Below are 12,597 nucleotides of genomic sequence, written 5' to 3'. Positions count from 1 at the left end.
CTTCCGGCCGCAGTAGGCCCGGCCGGACTCGCGCCCGTTGGAGTGCTGCTTCGTGTCGCTCACGCCGTGGCGCGAGGCTCGAGGTCGCCGAGGGCTCCCCCGATTGCCAGCACGACGGGGGTGTCCATGTGGTCACGCCAGACGCGCTCGTCGATCCCGCGGTCGAGGGCTGCGGAGAACGCGCACGCGCGGACGTCGATCCCGGACTCGATGCATTGCCGGGAGTGCAGGACGTACATGCGCTCCTCGGCGGTCACTGCGCGGCCGAGGTGTTCGTCTTCACGACGCTCGGTGCCGACTGTCGCCTCGACGACGTCGGAGTCCTGAATCTCGCTCACGCGATCTCCTTCTGCTCGTTCTGGTCATCGCCGAACGCCTCGGCGAGCTGCGCCTTCCGGGCGCGCTTTCGCTCGGCGCGCTCGTCCTGCTCGCGCTTCTTGAGCACCCACTCGAAGATCGGCGCGTAGATCGCGGAGAACTCGAACCAGTCCTGTGAGAACTCGCAGTGGTCGTAGCCGATCCCCTGCTCGTACATGAGGTTCGATCCGCGGCATTCGGCGCGGAGGTCGTCGCCGAACTCGAGCGGGCCACGGCGCCAGAGGGTGCGCTGTCTGCAGAGCGGGCAGAGCAGCTCGGGGATGGGCCGGAAGTGTGCCTCCGCGCCGGGCCAGCGCTTGAGGGCGGTCCGCATCCGGCGGGCGAGGATGACGACGCCGGATGCCCCGCTGATCGTCGCCACCTTCGCCTCGAGGTCGCGCCAGTCGACGAGAGCGTCGGCGACGATCCACGGCAACTGCCAGATCTCGACGGTCGACGGCATCGGCCGCGCGCCGAGGGCGTCGAGCATTTCGTCGGCCGCGAGCCACGACTCGTAGAGCGGGATCTTGATCGACTTCGACGTGTCGACGCGCTCCCCCACTGCACTGCCTCCGTTGTTGATCGAGCGGAGGTGCGCGATGAGTTCACCGACGCGGGCGATCGCGTCTTTCGCGACCTCCCAGCACACGTCGCAGAGGAGGCCGTGGCGGGCGGTGCGGGGCACGCACCCGCGGCATCCGCTGTCCTCCTCGCACGCGGCGTAGTGCTCGTCCCTCCTCATGCACGGGCGGGGGCGGTCGCCGCGCGGCAGGAGGTTCATTTCGTGGGTGATGCAGGGCATGGCGTCAGTCACGCCGCCTCCTTCGTGATGAGTGCAGGCACGCCGGGGCGCGCGAGCATGGTGAGGATCGCGATGACGGCCTGCAGGGGCACGACACCGTTGCCGCACGCCTTGAGCTGCGCGGCGCGGGCCAAGCCGATGAGCGGATCGGTGACGTGGCCGGCGGGCCAGCCCATCATCCACTCGACGAACTCGGGGTTGAGGCGCGGTGCGCCGTCGCGCCCGTCGGGGCGCGTAGGGCGCGGCGCGGGGCGACCGATGACTCGCTCCCATCGCGCGATCGCCGCTGCGTACTCACCCCAGTCGGGCTCGTCGCCGTGGCGATGGATGCTGGTCACGAGATCGTCGCCGCCGGATGCCAACCGCCCTGCTCGAGCGCGGTCCGGCCCGGCGTGAGCGTTCTTCGCTTCCGGGGTCGGCAGGAGCCGGGCGGATGCCAACTCCGCGATGCCGCCGAGCAGCGGCTCGCCCTTGCGCGCGCCCGACCGCGACTTCTGACCGCCGTCGCCGAGCGCTGCGCTCGGGGTCGGGAGGAGGTTGACGATGCCGGGAAGCAGGGGCTCACCGCGCCCGTTCATCTCGTTGCCGTGTGCGTTCGATGTGCTCGGCGTCGGGAGCAACTGGACGGCGATCGGGAGTGGCATCCCCATGCCGTTGCCGTTGATGCCCTTCGCCTTGACGCGTTCGCGGCGCGCGAGCCACGTGTCTGCGCCCTCACCGTCGTTCATCACGACAGCAGGGGTGGGGAGCAGCGTCAGAACAGGGTGTCCCCCGTCGGAGGCGGGGGCGTCTTCTTCCGCAGGCGCTTCCCCCGGACCATCGCGTCCGTCAATGTGACCGCTGAGGGACTTGAGGAGGAGCCGGATGCTTCCGAGTCCATCGCCGTCGGCGTCGGTATCAAAGACACCGTCTCCGATCGCAGATCTCGAGCGTGCCCGTTCCCCGACGTCGGCTCCGTCACGGGTGTAGGCAGCAGGCCACGCGACGATGAAGACGCGAAACCGCCCGTGGGGCGCGCCGACGTCGGCCGCTCGAAGACCGAACCACTCCGCATCGAACCCGAGGTCGGCCAAGTCCCGGAGAACTGTGTCGATCGCACGTCGAACAAGTCGACGCTCTCGGTCGCGGAGACGAACCGCCCGCTTGAGGGCTCGATGTAGGCGAAGGGTGACTCCGCGCCAGCGTGCAACATGGGGTGTCCTTCCCTCCCGACGTCGTGCGGGGTTGTCATACAGGAACGCCTCTGCGGTGTCCGTCAAGCGGTGGAGGCGCGTCACCTCCGCCTCGGCGGCGAGCAGCGCGTCGTGGGGCTCCTCGCCGTCGGCGGTGAGCAGTCCCCGGACGTTCTCGATCACGACCCACTTCGGGCGGAGCGCGTCGATCGCGCGGGCGAACTCGACCCACAGTCCAGACCGGGTGCCGGATCTGAGCCCGCGTCGTTGGCCGCCGGCGGAGACGTCCTGGCAGGGGAACCCGCCGTGGAGAACGTCGACCCGTGGCACGTCGGCCCAATTGATCTTCGTGATATCTCCGAGGTTCGGGACGTCGGGATACCGGTGCGCGAGAACGCGTGCAGGGCCAGGGTCGATCTCGGAGAACCACAGTGGACGGGCGTTGAAGACGAGGTCGGCCCCGAGGCCTAGCCCGTCGACACCGGCGAACAGGCCGCCGGACGTCAGCGTCGGTGGCGCGGGCATCCCGACACCGCCTTCCGGCACCTCGTGTCGCCGCCGAACTGCCGCCCGGGGTGGCACCGGGGGCATCGGCCGCAGAACGGGGCGTCGCGTCCGGTCGACGCCTCTCGCGCCGACCCGTTCTGCAGCCGCCTCACCACTGCTGGTCGTCGCCGGGGATGGGCGCCACGTTCCAGCCGTCGGCGGGCGGCGCGTCGGCATCCGTCGGTGCGGGCGGCTCGTCAGCGGGCGGCCCCCACGATCGCGGGCCGTTCTCCTGGATGATCTCGACGCCCGCGCTGCTCACGGTGTGGTCGACGTAGCGCGGATCGCGCTTGGACACCTCGACGCGGAGTGCGCCGACGACGCGGACCCGGTCGCCGACGACGACCTGAGCGGGAGTGCGGTCGGGCAGGAAGACGGACCAGAACCGGCTCGACTCTCCCGAGCCGTCGCGCCGCGGCCACGACTCGCGGAGGTTGAACCCTCCGCCTCGGGTGTGGATGCGCTCGACGACGCCCTGAACTTCTACTTTCGCCACTACTGGGCCTCTCCTTCGGTGATGGTGACGCGCGCGGCCGGCGGAACGGCGGCCTCGGGGAACGCGCTGAGGAACGACGGGATCTCGAGCCGCGAGAGCTCCTGATCCCGTGTGCGGGTCGACGGTGTGACTCCGTCGCTGAGGGGCACGGCCGAGGTGACCGTGACCCGGCGGATCTCCCACTTCTCGTCGTCGAGCCGCCAGTCGACGTACGCGGCGATGAGCACGCGCGTCGAGCCGGACTGCCGAACCCACGGCCGGGGGTCTTCGAGGTGCACCCACGTCGAGGTCGTCACGAGCACGAGCCCCTCGACGCGCTGCGCCACGGTCACGGCGCGACCCCCCGCTTTCCGCGGATAAGGTCGTCGAGGCCGTCGGTGTGCAGCTTTGGTAGCTTCACTGCCTCGACGCCGCCGATGCGCGCGGCGGCCACGGCAAGCCAAGCGGCATCCGCCTCGTCGTTGTTCTGAACGGGGGCGGCCTGCAGCCGGCGGGCCGCCGCGAGGAGCATCTGATCCTTGTCCGCGGTCCCCGATCCTGTGGCGAGCTTCTTGAGCGTGCCGGTGGTGACGACGAACGGCTCCGCTCCGTGTTCGCGGAGCGCGCGGTACAGCGACCACCAGCCGCCGAACATGCGGTCGAGGGCGCGAGACTTCGCGGCCAAAGCCAGTCCCTCGAGGGCGAGCACGTCGCCTTCGTGTGGGTCGCACCACGAGATCACCTTCCCGGCGATCTCGTCCATGCGGTCGATGAAGTCGCCGTGCGCGGTGCCGAGTGGCTTCGTCTTGACCGTCGTCGTGTCCCACGTCTCGCCGTCGAACATGGCGAGGCCTGTGGAGCCGAGCGAGAAGTCGATTCCGAAGTAGGTCGTCATGGGGTTCCTCCTGGGTGGGTCATGCGGCTCGCTTCGTCTCGTCGAGCCAGACGGCGAGGTCTTTCCGCCCGTGCCGTCGGGCGAGGCGCGCAAGCGTCTCGGGTTCACTGCCGATCTGCGCGGCCGCCACGGTCGGCGACTCGCCGAGCGCGAACAGGTGGGCGGCTTCCTCAACCGCCCACCCGGGCTCGGCGTCCGCGAGCGGGGCAGGCGCGGCGTCAGGGTCGTCCATGTCGAGATCGAGCCATTCGATCGGCGCGTGCCAGCCGGCGGCGATCGCACGGTTTCGGGCTCGAGCCACGCCGATTCCGCCGGCCGGCGGGGTGTCGGCGAGGCGGTCGTAGAGTTCGCGCACGGCATCGGCGGTCTTCGCCATGACGGCTTTCTCGCCGATCGCGGCCTTGCTGACGAACTGGTTCGTCCAGCCGTGGCCGTGCGCTTCGGCGAGCGCGAGCCACGACCAGCCCATGCGGGCGAGCGCGCGAAGCCGTCGGCGCGTGCCGGTTGGGTCGACGAGCCCGTTCGCGGGCTTCGGTGGCCTGGCACGGATGCCGAGGACGGCGGCCTCGGTGTCGCGATGCACCTGGCGCACGCGGCGTGCGAGGAGCATCTGAACCTGCTCGGCGTACTTCATGCCTGCGGCAGTGGCGATCTCGCGGTGGGTCCAGCCGTCGGTGCGGAGCGTCTCGATCTTGAGGATCGTGGGCGCCGAGTCGACCAGGCTGGACTCGAACCGCCCGTAGGCGATGAGCTTGTGCCGCTCGCGTTTCTCCGCGGCCTTCCCGTCGAGGCACGGGACGCACCCGCAACCGTGCGACGAGTAGCACGTCGAGGACTCGCCGTGCTTGTGGTCGGCGGGGCACCGGTGCGTGCGCTTCGACCGCGCCTCACCCACGGCGGCGCGGCCTCTCGCGTTCGATCTTGAGCCGGTAGTGAGACGCTGCGCGATAGTGCCGAGACGCTCGCTCGAGGAACGCGAGCATGGCGGCGTCGGCGAGCGTCACAGCGGGAGCCGGTCGACGAGGGCGACGGCGGCGAGCGCGATGATCGCGGCGACCACGATCCAGCCGAGGGCGCGCGCCCAGTCGTTGCTCACCATCGAGCCGGTGGGGTTCTGCATGGCGGATGCCAGCAGGACGAGGGTCACGAAGCCGACGACGATCGAAAGGAAGATAAGCAGGAACAGCGTCATGGTGTTTCTCTCTTTGGAGCTGCGCGGTGGCAGCACGAAAAGACCCCGACCGGCGGCCGGGGTCTATGTGGGTGGTGGGGTCAGGCGGCGAGGTTGGCGTCGTAGAGGAAGCGCTGGATCTCCGCCGGCGACTTCGCGATCGAGCCGAGGACATACCGGTCGGGCGACTGGGGGTACGTCTTCGCCTTGTCGAGCAGGTGAGTGGCGAGAGTCATCGTGCCGAACGGGTCGACGCGGATGCCGGTGCGCTCGGCGACGGCCTTGGCGATCGCGTGAAGATCCCGGATGCCAGCGCGGGCGGCCATAGCCTGCGTCACCTCAGACACCTCGAATGCGTCCGTCGAAACGCGCGCACGGTTATCTAGTGACTGACTCTTGGAAGGTGAGTAGTAGTCCTCTGACTCTGACTCTGACTCTGACTCTGCTTTCTGTTGGGTTTCGTTCGCTTGCGAGTCGGTTCCGGGTGGCAACCCACTCGGAACCGACTGGGTTTTCTTCCGCGGTCGGCCGCCCTTCGCGCCGTTCGCCTGGTTCCGGGCCTGCCGCTCCTCGCGGGACGCCCGCGTCTCCTGGTGCTCGCCGAACTCCCGGATGACGTAGTGCGTGTCGGTCCTGATGACGAGCGGACGTGTCGGATGACTGGACGCGAGCGCGGCGAGGTGGTCGATCGGCCAGGCGAACTCGGCGTCTTCGTGGGTGAACGCCCCGTCGTTGTCGGCGATGCGCGCCTCCCCGTTCATTTCGACGAACGTCCACCGGACCTCGGGGGCGAGGCGCGTCATCTTTGGATGCCTGTGGAAGTCGATCGGGAACGTCATGTAGAGGCGCTTGTCACGGGGCATCCGGTGGAGCCCCCTCGGCGCTGCGGAGGCGGCTGACACCGCGGAACGACATGAGCAGGGCGTCCATAAGGTCGATCGGCTTCGGCGGGGTCGGGTTCGAGACGGGGCGCGCGGTAGTCATCGCGCGCCCGATCTGACGCCCGTAACCGTCGCGCACGGTTCGCGTTTCGACGCTGTAGGTGCCGGGCTCCCACGTCGTCACCGCGACCAGCCTCAGTACGCTCGGGCTCGGCTGGGACAGGCGCATCATGGGGACGATCGTCCGCGTCTCGTGTCGAGCGGCGAGCTTCTCGCGGTGCCGGATGCTGCGCACTTTCATGCGGGGCCAGAACAGCGGCGTCCGGGGTGTTGTGCTCACTGGGTGATCTCCTTCTGCTGAGCGCGGAAGACGGCGTACATCGTCTCTCCGCTCGGGCCGACCATGTACGGGAGCATCACCTCGTCGAGCGTGGCGAGCTGCGCGTCGACGAGCGCGGACTGCGCCTCGAGCCAGTCCTGCGCGATGCGCGCAGGCAACGCGCTCGGCCTGTGCGTGCGTCTTTTGCCCCGGCCTGACGGCGGGGTCTTGCTGCAGCGCGGCGAACACACCGTCGGTGCGGACGGGGATCTCGAACTCGCGCAGTCCGTAGGCGGTTCGCATGGTGAAGCCGACGCCGGTAGGCGAGCCGTTTTCGCCGTACAGAGCGGAGACGCGCGTCACCCCGGGGCGGGTCAGATGGGCGATGAGTTCGCCCATCGTCTTTTCGACGGCGATCGTCGTGGTGTAGTTCAGGATCGGCATGTGCTTCCGTTCAGGGGGTGAGGGGAACAGATGGGTGTCCGCACGAGCAGCGACCCTCGAGGTCGATGCGGTCCCATGCGTGCAGGGGGCACGGTTCGAGCAGATCGGGGCCGGGCGGGTGGGCGACGAGCCCGGCGTAGCCGTTGTAGGCACCGCCCTTCCCTCGGATGGGCATGTAGTCGAGGCAGGCGATGCAGCGGCCGACGCGGACGTTGACCGGATGCCAGGTGGTGCGCTTCGCGCCGGGGCAGGTGCGCGGTCGGCGCACGTGCCGGGGCTGGAACACGACGCCGGCCGCGTGGGTGACCTCGACGACGGGGAGAACATGGCCGGCACCCTGAGCCCGGCCGACGCACGTGCCACACACCGGGATCTCGTCGTCCGGTTCGTCGGTGAGTAGCGCCTCGCCGACGGCGAGATACGTGGCCGAGCACCACACCCCATAGGTGATGCGGCCGTTGGCGTGCGCGGTGCCGGTGCGCGGTACGTGCCAGCGGCTCATTCGCTTGGTGCGCCCGAACATCGGCGCGGAGGTGAGCACGGTCGCACCGTTGCGCTCGGCGATCGTGTACTGCCGCTCGAGGGTGATGGTCACGAGTCGCTGCTCTCGTCGTCGTCGCCGAAGTCGACTGCGGACTGATGGTGGTGTCCGCACAGCGGCCAGATCATCCCGCACCACGAGCACTTCGGGCCGTGGCCCTTCATGTCAAAGACGGGCTCGGCCGACCGGGCGCCGAAACGCTCCATCTTGTCGACGATCCAGTCCGCGACGACGCGCGCCTGGTCGTCGTCGTCAATCGCGAGCGCAACGCGCACCTCACGGATGAACACCGACGACGCGACGACCCTCGGGGGAACCGACATGGGCGGTCGCTCCACCGGCGCGTCGTCGGCGTACTGCAAGATGCCCTCGAACTCGTCGCTCATGCTTCGGCGTCCTGTCGTGCGCGCTCCTCGCGGCCCTCGGGAGAGACGCGCCACCAGAACTCGTCGTGCTCCTCGCGGATCGCATCGGCGAGAGCGCACCCGGTGTCTTCGTAGTGCTCCTCTTGCTCGCCCTGGCATCCGACGCACGCGGTGCCGAGGGGCGTGAGAAGGCAGACGAACCCGTGGTCGGCGAAGTACGCGGTGTCGGCGGCCTGCCACTCGAGGTAGAGCGGGACGCTGACTTCGGCGCGGCGTCGGTTCTTCTCGTAGAGGTCGCCGTCGCGCCAGGTGAGGCCCGGCGTGTTCCGCTGCATCCACTCGTCGAGCAGTCCGTCGACCCCGTTGAAGCGGTCGACCTGCTCGGGGTTCTCGTGGTCGCAGTCCTCGGCGAGCCGGTAGAGCTGGATTGAGCGGTGGTCGTGGCGCGACGTCGCGCGGGCGTTCGCGGCCGTGGCCTCCGCGATCTGATCCTCGATGCTCCCCCAGTACGTGACCGGGTGGCGGCCGTCGACCTTCGGGCGGAAGTAGTGGATCTGGCGGATGCTGCCGGGGTCGTGGACGATGGTCATGCGTTCGCTCCGTGATGATGGGGACCGCCCGCGAGGCGGTCGTAGATCGGGGTGGGCTCGGGCCGTGCGGGCTCGAGCAGCTCGAGCACCTGCCCGTTGGGGCGGGGGTGCAGCCGCAGGGTCGCGGTGATCTTGTTGGCGTCGCGGAAGGTGAACCCGCCGAACGAGATCACTTCGTCCCGCTCCTCGCTGACGGTGATGAGGTCGGCCGCGTGGATGATGACCGCGCCGCCGTCGGGTGTGCGGAACGTCAGGTCGGTCGCCGACCCCATGACGTCGACACTGATGAAGGGCATGGGGCGTTCTCCTTTCCGGGGCCGGGCTCGGCCGGCACCTTGGCTCCGTCGTCCGTGAGCAGCCAGGCCAGGCCGTCGCGGTCGTGGATCGGTATGTGAGGTGGGCGGTTCGTCTCGACACGGAACGCCGCGATCCGAGGGACGAGCACGCCGAGGTCGATCGCGCGGCCCCGGTCGGACTCGAACTCGCCGTGGCATCCCTGTGTGCCGTTCCCGCAGAGGATGATGCCGTTGGATGCCGCGCCGACGAACGCTTCGGTCGTGCCGCCCATGCCTCGCGGGCACCGGTGGTGGATCGACCAGTCGAACCCGCGGACGCCGTGCAGCACGTGACGGCGGCACCACCAACAGCGGCCCCCATCCCGGTCGAGGATGAGGGCCACCGTGGCGGGAGTGAACTTCCCGTCGGTCACGCGGCGGCGTCAGCGACCTTCGCCCGAGTGCGCTCGACGCCCTCTCGCGTCGGGCGGGGCGAGTGCCCGTTCTTCCCGAGGTTGGCGAGCGCGCGGCCCACCGCCGATGTCTCCGCCGTCTCAAGCGCGGATGCCGCGGTGATCGCGTCGCCGCTGCCATCCGTCTCAGTGGCGAACCCGGTGGCGTCGGGCAGGTGCACATTGACGACGTCGGTAGCGGTCTTGTCCTTCCACACGCTCGCCTTGACGACCCACCGCATGAGCCCCGAGTTGGCCGCGGTACGGTGCGTGGTCTCATGGATCTCGGTGAGAATGCGGCCCTTGCTGTGCGATCGCCAGAACCGGGAGACGCGAGTAGCGACCGTCTCGTAGTCGTCGAGAGGCGTTTCGTCGGCGCGCTTGGCTTTGGTCGGCGCGGACCGATCGGGGAACGCGATGGGCTCGGGGGTGGGGGTGGCGTCGCTCACGCGGCTGCCTCGCTTTCGTCGATGTGGCGGTAGATCTCGTACATGGGTGCCTGCACGAGTTGGATCGCGGCCGGGTGGCCCGGCCAGTAGCCGGTTTCCGTCGCCTTGGCGTAGACCTCGCGGGCTCGCTTCGCGCGCTCCCGTCCGATCTCGCGGAACTTGTCGTCGAGCGAGAACACGGCCGTCAGGTACGGCGGCTCCTTCTCGACGACGATGAACGCGAAGTCGTTGATCGGTTCGCCGGCGGCTTCGGCGGCGTCCTCGTACCACGCCTCCTGCACGTGGTAGCCGCGATCGGTCACGCTGCGCTGGAACGCGTGCGGGGTGGCGTCGCCGTGGACCGTCTTGAGGTCGACGCCGAACCGGAAGTCGCCGTCCAGCACGAGCCAGTCGAAGCGGGCACGCTCCTCGACCCCCGTCGCGGGGTCGGTCGCGAACACGCTCGCCTCCGGCATCCCCTGGTGCTCGAGCAGCCAGCGCGCGCCAGCGTGAGACAGTACGGACTCGGCCATAGCGTTCACGGCGTCGTATTCGGCGCGCTTCAAGGGCACGAGCCCACGCGCGCGGGCGTCGGCATCGAACGCCTTCGCGAGCGCCGTGCTCACCGCGCCGTTCTTCGCGAGCACGTTGTCGTGCTCGACGTACTCCTGGGCCTCGTCGTCCCAGACCGTGAACACGTCGCCGCCGGTGCCGTCGGGGTAGACGATTGCCTGCGCGCCGGTGCCGAGCACCTTCGAGTGGGCGAACGTGCCGACGTCGAACGCCTTCTTGGGGGCGCGCTCCGCCTGCTGATTGTGCAGGAACCGAAGCGGCGCGCGGAGCAGCTCGCGCGCTCCGGTCGACGAGAGGGCGTGGTGAGCGTGGTACTCGCGCTCGTCGAGATCCGCGACGACGCCCTTGAGATCGGCGCGCGCGATCGTCAGGGTCGTCATCGGCTGGGCCCCTTCACTGCGGCGCAGAGCGCGGGGTCGGCGCTGAACGCGCATCCGATATCGCCGCCCGCGATCCACACGCGCACGGCGAGCACGATCGCGATGATGACGGCGACGAGCAGCCAGGCGGCGGCGATCAGAACGCGATCGGTCATGTTCTTCCGGTGGGTCAAGGGGTTCCCTTCGTTGTGGCGTGAGCGCGGCGTGCGCGGGGTCGTTTCTCGGTGGGTGGCGGGTCATCGGGGGTGGTCAGGCGCCACGTCCAGCACGCCGCGCCCTTCGGGGTGAGGGCTTCGGCGTGCTGCCGGACGCGGCCGAGGTCGACGAGCTCGGCGCGGGCGGTGCGGAGGCGCTGCCCGGTGTACCTGCCGCCAGCGTCCGTGTGCACGGCCTCGATCTCGTGGTCGGCGAGGGCGCGGCCGTAGGCGGCCAGGATGAGCAGCACGGCCCTACGCGATCCGGCGGTGTCGTTCGTGTCGGCCGCGGCGTGCGAGGTGAGCGGGTCGTCGGCGCGAGCGCGTGGTGAGTCCTCCCACAGCATCAGAGGTGGCGCGGTGGTGGTCACGATCGGGCTCCTCGCTCGACGGCGGAGACGATCGTGTCAGCGAGCGGCGCGGAGAGCGTGAGCATCGTCTGATCGCTCGGCGACCACGGCGAATCGTGCTCGTTGAACCACGCCCACACGGCGGGCTCGATCAGGTTCCGTACGGCTTCGCGTGCGTCATCGGCGGGCGGATCGGCCACCGGATGATGAGGGCGGGTCTTCCAGTCGGCGTGATCTGTGTGCATCCAGTCGGCACCCCAGGGCTTGAGTCGCCCACCACAGCGCGCGCACCGCCTGTCCCGCACGGAAACGGTGGGTAAGAGGGTCGCGGCGATTAGCGTGCGGAGCGCGCCGATCGGCACCTGCACGTCGATCTCCGTGTGAGCATGGGATCGAGGCGGCATCGAGTGGAGCGCGCTCTCGAGTTTCTGCAGGGCCACCTCGCGGGCGGCTTCGAGTTCGGTCATCGGTGAGCCTCCTGGTGCTCGGGTCTGGGATGGAGTTCCCATAGCTCGGCGGTCGACCAGAGCAGGGTGCGGATCTCGGCGTGCCCGTCGTCGCGGACGCGGACGGCGACACCGACGCGTTCGCCGACCCACACCCACGAGCCGTTCGCGTCGGACCACATCACCCGCATGGGGCAGACGAGCGCCGTCATCACTTCCTCGACGCGGATGCCCGCCTGCCCGCGCATGAGGCGCATCCGCTCCTGCGCGTGCGGCGTCGCGTCGAGTCGGCGGAGGTCGAGCTGCGGTACGTCGCGCCCTCGGACCTGCGTGCCAGCGACGTCGCGCGGCGTCTGGCCGTATCGGCGGGTCGCCTCGGCCATGAGTTCGTGCGCGTGCCCCCACCGGAGGTTCGCCGGGACCAACTTCGTAGCGCCGTCGGGGAAGGTGTAGTTGACGCCGTGACGGTGGGTGTCGCGAGTGGCGCCGTGCTCGCGGAACGCCTTGTCGACGGCCTTCGCGGGGTCTTTCCGAACGCTCACGAGAGCAGCGCCACGGCGTAGGCAAGGAGCGCGACGGTCACGACGCCGGGAACGGCCGCGAGTGCGACTAGGCGGTATGAGACGGTCGGCCGCGGGAGCGGGATCGGCTGCGACGTGGTGTCCGCGACGCTCGTCGCTGACACAGGGGTCGTGGGGAAGTCGGTCGTGGTCATCGCGGATCTCCTTCGACTGCTGCGGGAAAGGTGAGAGGCCCGGCCGCGCGGGGGAACGCGGCCGGGCCAGGAGATGCCCGATGCGGGGGAAGCGATCGGGCGGGGGGAACCCGGCGCATGGGGGTGCGCCGGGCCGGTGCGGGGCGGATGCCCTGGTGCGCGCCCGGGTGTCGATCCCGGAAACCGTGAGGTCGTGGAGCCGCCACGCGCGCCCCGCGCTTTCACC

At 69.8% G+C, this 12,597-nt stretch carries 24 protein-coding genes and 1 pseudogene; 1 reads left to right on the top strand and 24 read right to left on the bottom strand.

The window, feature by feature from the left end:
* Nucleotides 1-59 precede the first annotated feature (59 nt).
* Genes QE454_RS12700 through QE454_RS12690 form a run of 3 tightly spaced genes read right to left on the bottom strand, consistent with a single transcriptional unit; the run spans nucleotide 60 to nucleotide 1,887 of the window.
* Complete coding sequence (locus tag QE454_RS12700; protein ID WP_307460997.1) at nucleotides 60-338, bottom strand: hypothetical protein; 279 nt, start codon at nucleotides 336-338, stop codon at nucleotides 60-62.
* Entirely contained in the window at nucleotides 335-1,171 is an 837-nt protein-coding gene (locus tag QE454_RS12695) for a hypothetical protein (RefSeq protein ID WP_307461000.1), read from the bottom strand. Before QE454_RS12695 ends, QE454_RS12700 begins: the two co-directional genes overlap by 4 nt.
* Entirely contained in the window at nucleotides 1,168-1,887 is a 720-nt protein-coding gene (locus QE454_RS12690) for a hypothetical protein (protein WP_307461257.1), read from the bottom strand. The genes QE454_RS12695 and QE454_RS12690 overlap by 4 nt, the downstream gene beginning before the upstream one ends.
* Before the next feature lie 105 nt (nucleotides 1,888-1,992).
* Here QE454_RS12690 and QE454_RS12685 point away from each other — a divergent pair, with 105 nt between their 5' ends.
* Nucleotides 1,993-2,319 carry a hypothetical protein gene (locus QE454_RS12685; protein WP_307461261.1) on the top strand — a complete coding sequence of 109 codons (327 nt, stop codon included), beginning with the start codon at nucleotides 1,993-1,995 and terminating at the stop codon, nucleotides 2,317-2,319.
* Between the two features lie 111 nt (nucleotides 2,320-2,430).
* On the opposite strand, the pseudogene QE454_RS12680 reads toward QE454_RS12685, so the two are convergent.
* From QE454_RS12680 to QE454_RS12580, 21 genes and pseudogenes are all read right to left on the bottom strand, one after another.
* Nucleotides 2,431-2,856 (bottom strand): annotated as a pseudogene (locus QE454_RS12680) (DNA cytosine methyltransferase); the annotation flags it as partial.
* A gap of 130 nt (nucleotides 2,857-2,986) precedes the next feature.
* Nucleotides 2,987-3,373 carry a hypothetical protein gene (locus QE454_RS12675; protein ID WP_307461003.1) on the bottom strand — a complete coding sequence of 129 codons (387 nt, stop codon included), beginning with the start codon at nucleotides 3,371-3,373 and terminating at the stop codon, nucleotides 2,987-2,989.
* Nucleotides 3,373-3,705 (bottom strand): hypothetical protein, encoded by a 333-nt coding sequence (locus QE454_RS12670; protein ID WP_307461007.1) that lies wholly within the window; start codon nucleotides 3,703-3,705, stop codon nucleotides 3,373-3,375. The genes QE454_RS12675 and QE454_RS12670 overlap by 1 nt, the downstream gene beginning before the upstream one ends.
* Nucleotides 3,702-4,247 (bottom strand): crossover junction endodeoxyribonuclease RuvC, encoded by a 546-nt coding sequence (locus QE454_RS12665; protein WP_307461009.1) that lies wholly within the window; start codon nucleotides 4,245-4,247, stop codon nucleotides 3,702-3,704. Before QE454_RS12665 ends, QE454_RS12670 begins: the two co-directional genes overlap by 4 nt.
* 19 nt (nucleotides 4,248-4,266) lie before the next feature.
* Nucleotides 4,267-5,142, bottom strand: coding sequence for a hypothetical protein (locus QE454_RS12660; protein ID WP_307461012.1), 876 nt, complete (start codon nucleotides 5,140-5,142; stop codon nucleotides 4,267-4,269).
* A gap of 105 nt (nucleotides 5,143-5,247) precedes the next feature.
* Nucleotides 5,248-5,439, bottom strand: a complete 192-nt coding sequence (locus QE454_RS12655; RefSeq protein ID WP_307461015.1) for a hypothetical protein — start codon at nucleotides 5,437-5,439, stop codon at nucleotides 5,248-5,250.
* An 80-nt stretch (nucleotides 5,440-5,519) separates the two neighbouring features.
* Nucleotides 5,520-6,257, bottom strand: coding sequence for a hypothetical protein (locus QE454_RS12650; RefSeq protein ID WP_309668689.1), 738 nt, complete (start codon nucleotides 6,255-6,257; stop codon nucleotides 5,520-5,522).
* A gap of 13 nt (nucleotides 6,258-6,270) precedes the next feature.
* Nucleotides 6,271-6,639, bottom strand: a complete 369-nt coding sequence (locus QE454_RS12645; RefSeq protein WP_307461021.1) for a hypothetical protein — start codon at nucleotides 6,637-6,639, stop codon at nucleotides 6,271-6,273.
* Entirely contained in the window at nucleotides 6,636-6,797 is a 162-nt protein-coding gene (locus QE454_RS12640) for a hypothetical protein (RefSeq protein WP_309668686.1), read from the bottom strand. Before QE454_RS12640 ends, QE454_RS12645 begins: the two co-directional genes overlap by 4 nt.
* Before the next feature lie 275 nt (nucleotides 6,798-7,072).
* Nucleotides 7,073-7,657 carry a hypothetical protein gene (locus QE454_RS12635; protein ID WP_307461027.1) on the bottom strand — a complete coding sequence of 195 codons (585 nt, stop codon included), beginning with the start codon at nucleotides 7,655-7,657 and terminating at the stop codon, nucleotides 7,073-7,075.
* Nucleotides 7,654-7,989: a hypothetical protein gene (locus QE454_RS12630; protein WP_307461029.1), complete on the bottom strand. Its 336-nt coding sequence runs from the start codon at nucleotides 7,987-7,989 to the stop codon at nucleotides 7,654-7,656. The genes QE454_RS12635 and QE454_RS12630 overlap by 4 nt, the downstream gene beginning before the upstream one ends.
* Complete coding sequence (locus QE454_RS12625) at nucleotides 7,986-8,558, bottom strand: hypothetical protein (protein WP_307461032.1); 573 nt, start codon at nucleotides 8,556-8,558, stop codon at nucleotides 7,986-7,988. Before QE454_RS12625 ends, QE454_RS12630 begins: the two co-directional genes overlap by 4 nt.
* A complete protein-coding gene (locus QE454_RS12620; RefSeq protein WP_309668684.1) occupies nucleotides 8,555-8,854 on the bottom strand; it encodes a hypothetical protein in 300 nt (99 codons plus the stop codon). The genes QE454_RS12625 and QE454_RS12620 overlap by 4 nt, the downstream gene beginning before the upstream one ends.
* Complete coding sequence (locus QE454_RS12615) at nucleotides 8,809-9,267, bottom strand: HNH endonuclease (RefSeq protein ID WP_307461035.1); 459 nt, start codon at nucleotides 9,265-9,267, stop codon at nucleotides 8,809-8,811. Before QE454_RS12615 ends, QE454_RS12620 begins: the two co-directional genes overlap by 46 nt.
* A complete protein-coding gene (locus QE454_RS12610; RefSeq protein WP_309668683.1) occupies nucleotides 9,264-9,734 on the bottom strand; it encodes a hypothetical protein in 471 nt (156 codons plus the stop codon). The genes QE454_RS12615 and QE454_RS12610 overlap by 4 nt, the downstream gene beginning before the upstream one ends.
* Complete coding sequence (locus QE454_RS12605; RefSeq protein ID WP_307461040.1) at nucleotides 9,731-10,666, bottom strand: PD-(D/E)XK nuclease-like domain-containing protein; 936 nt, start codon at nucleotides 10,664-10,666, stop codon at nucleotides 9,731-9,733. Before QE454_RS12605 ends, QE454_RS12610 begins: the two co-directional genes overlap by 4 nt.
* Complete coding sequence (locus tag QE454_RS12600; RefSeq protein WP_307461043.1) at nucleotides 10,663-10,821, bottom strand: hypothetical protein; 159 nt, start codon at nucleotides 10,819-10,821, stop codon at nucleotides 10,663-10,665. The genes QE454_RS12605 and QE454_RS12600 overlap by 4 nt, the downstream gene beginning before the upstream one ends.
* Nucleotides 10,822-10,835: 14 nt before the next feature.
* Nucleotides 10,836-11,231: a hypothetical protein gene (locus QE454_RS12595; protein WP_307461046.1), complete on the bottom strand. Its 396-nt coding sequence runs from the start codon at nucleotides 11,229-11,231 to the stop codon at nucleotides 10,836-10,838.
* Complete coding sequence (locus QE454_RS12590; RefSeq protein WP_307461049.1) at nucleotides 11,228-11,677, bottom strand: hypothetical protein; 450 nt, start codon at nucleotides 11,675-11,677, stop codon at nucleotides 11,228-11,230. The genes QE454_RS12595 and QE454_RS12590 overlap by 4 nt, the downstream gene beginning before the upstream one ends.
* Nucleotides 11,674-12,198: a hypothetical protein gene (locus tag QE454_RS12585; protein ID WP_309668682.1), complete on the bottom strand. Its 525-nt coding sequence runs from the start codon at nucleotides 12,196-12,198 to the stop codon at nucleotides 11,674-11,676. The genes QE454_RS12590 and QE454_RS12585 overlap by 4 nt, the downstream gene beginning before the upstream one ends.
* Nucleotides 12,195-12,371: a hypothetical protein gene (locus tag QE454_RS12580; protein ID WP_307455038.1), complete on the bottom strand. Its 177-nt coding sequence runs from the start codon at nucleotides 12,369-12,371 to the stop codon at nucleotides 12,195-12,197. Before QE454_RS12580 ends, QE454_RS12585 begins: the two co-directional genes overlap by 4 nt.
* Nucleotides 12,372-12,597 lie beyond the last annotated feature (226 nt).

The organism is Microbacterium sp. SORGH_AS_0454 (assembly GCF_031453395.1).
Taxonomy (GTDB): domain Bacteria; phylum Actinomycetota; class Actinomycetes; order Actinomycetales; family Microbacteriaceae; genus Microbacterium.
Note: the sequence above shows the minus strand (reverse complement) of the source record. Positions and strands in the feature narration are given on the sequence as shown.

Bases quoted from the DNA above. Each gene is read 5' to 3' on its own strand.
- QE454_RS12580 (WP_307455038.1), bottom strand. From the start codon at position 12,371: ATGACCACGACCGACTTCCCCACGACCCCTGTGTCAGCGACGAGCGTC.
- QE454_RS12690 (WP_307461257.1), bottom strand. From the start codon at position 1,887: ATGAACGACGGTGAGGGCGCAGACACGTGGCTCGCGCGCCGCGAACGC.
- QE454_RS12630 (WP_307461029.1), bottom strand. From the start codon at position 7,989: ATGAGCGACGAGTTCGAGGGCATCTTGCAGTACGCCGACGACGCGCCG.
- QE454_RS12605 (WP_307461040.1), bottom strand. From the start codon at position 10,666: ATGACGACCCTGACGATCGCGCGCGCCGATCTCAAGGGCGTCGTCGCG.
- QE454_RS12600 (WP_307461043.1), bottom strand. From the start codon at position 10,821: ATGACCGATCGCGTTCTGATCGCCGCCGCCTGGCTGCTCGTCGCCGTC.
- QE454_RS12655 (WP_307461015.1), bottom strand. From the start codon at position 5,439: ATGACGCTGTTCCTGCTTATCTTCCTTTCGATCGTCGTCGGCTTCGTG.
- QE454_RS12625 (WP_307461032.1), bottom strand. From the start codon at position 8,558: ATGACCATCGTCCACGACCCCGGCAGCATCCGCCAGATCCACTACTTC.
- QE454_RS12620 (WP_309668684.1), bottom strand. From the start codon at position 8,854: ATGCCCTTCATCAGTGTCGACGTCATGGGGTCGGCGACCGACCTGACG.
- QE454_RS12590 (WP_307461049.1), bottom strand. From the start codon at position 11,677: ATGACCGAACTCGAAGCCGCCCGCGAGGTGGCCCTGCAGAAACTCGAG.
- QE454_RS12665 (WP_307461009.1), bottom strand. From the start codon at position 4,247: ATGACGACCTACTTCGGAATCGACTTCTCGCTCGGCTCCACAGGCCTC.
- QE454_RS12650 (WP_309668689.1), bottom strand. From the start codon at position 6,257: ATGACGTTCCCGATCGACTTCCACAGGCATCCAAAGATGACGCGCCTC.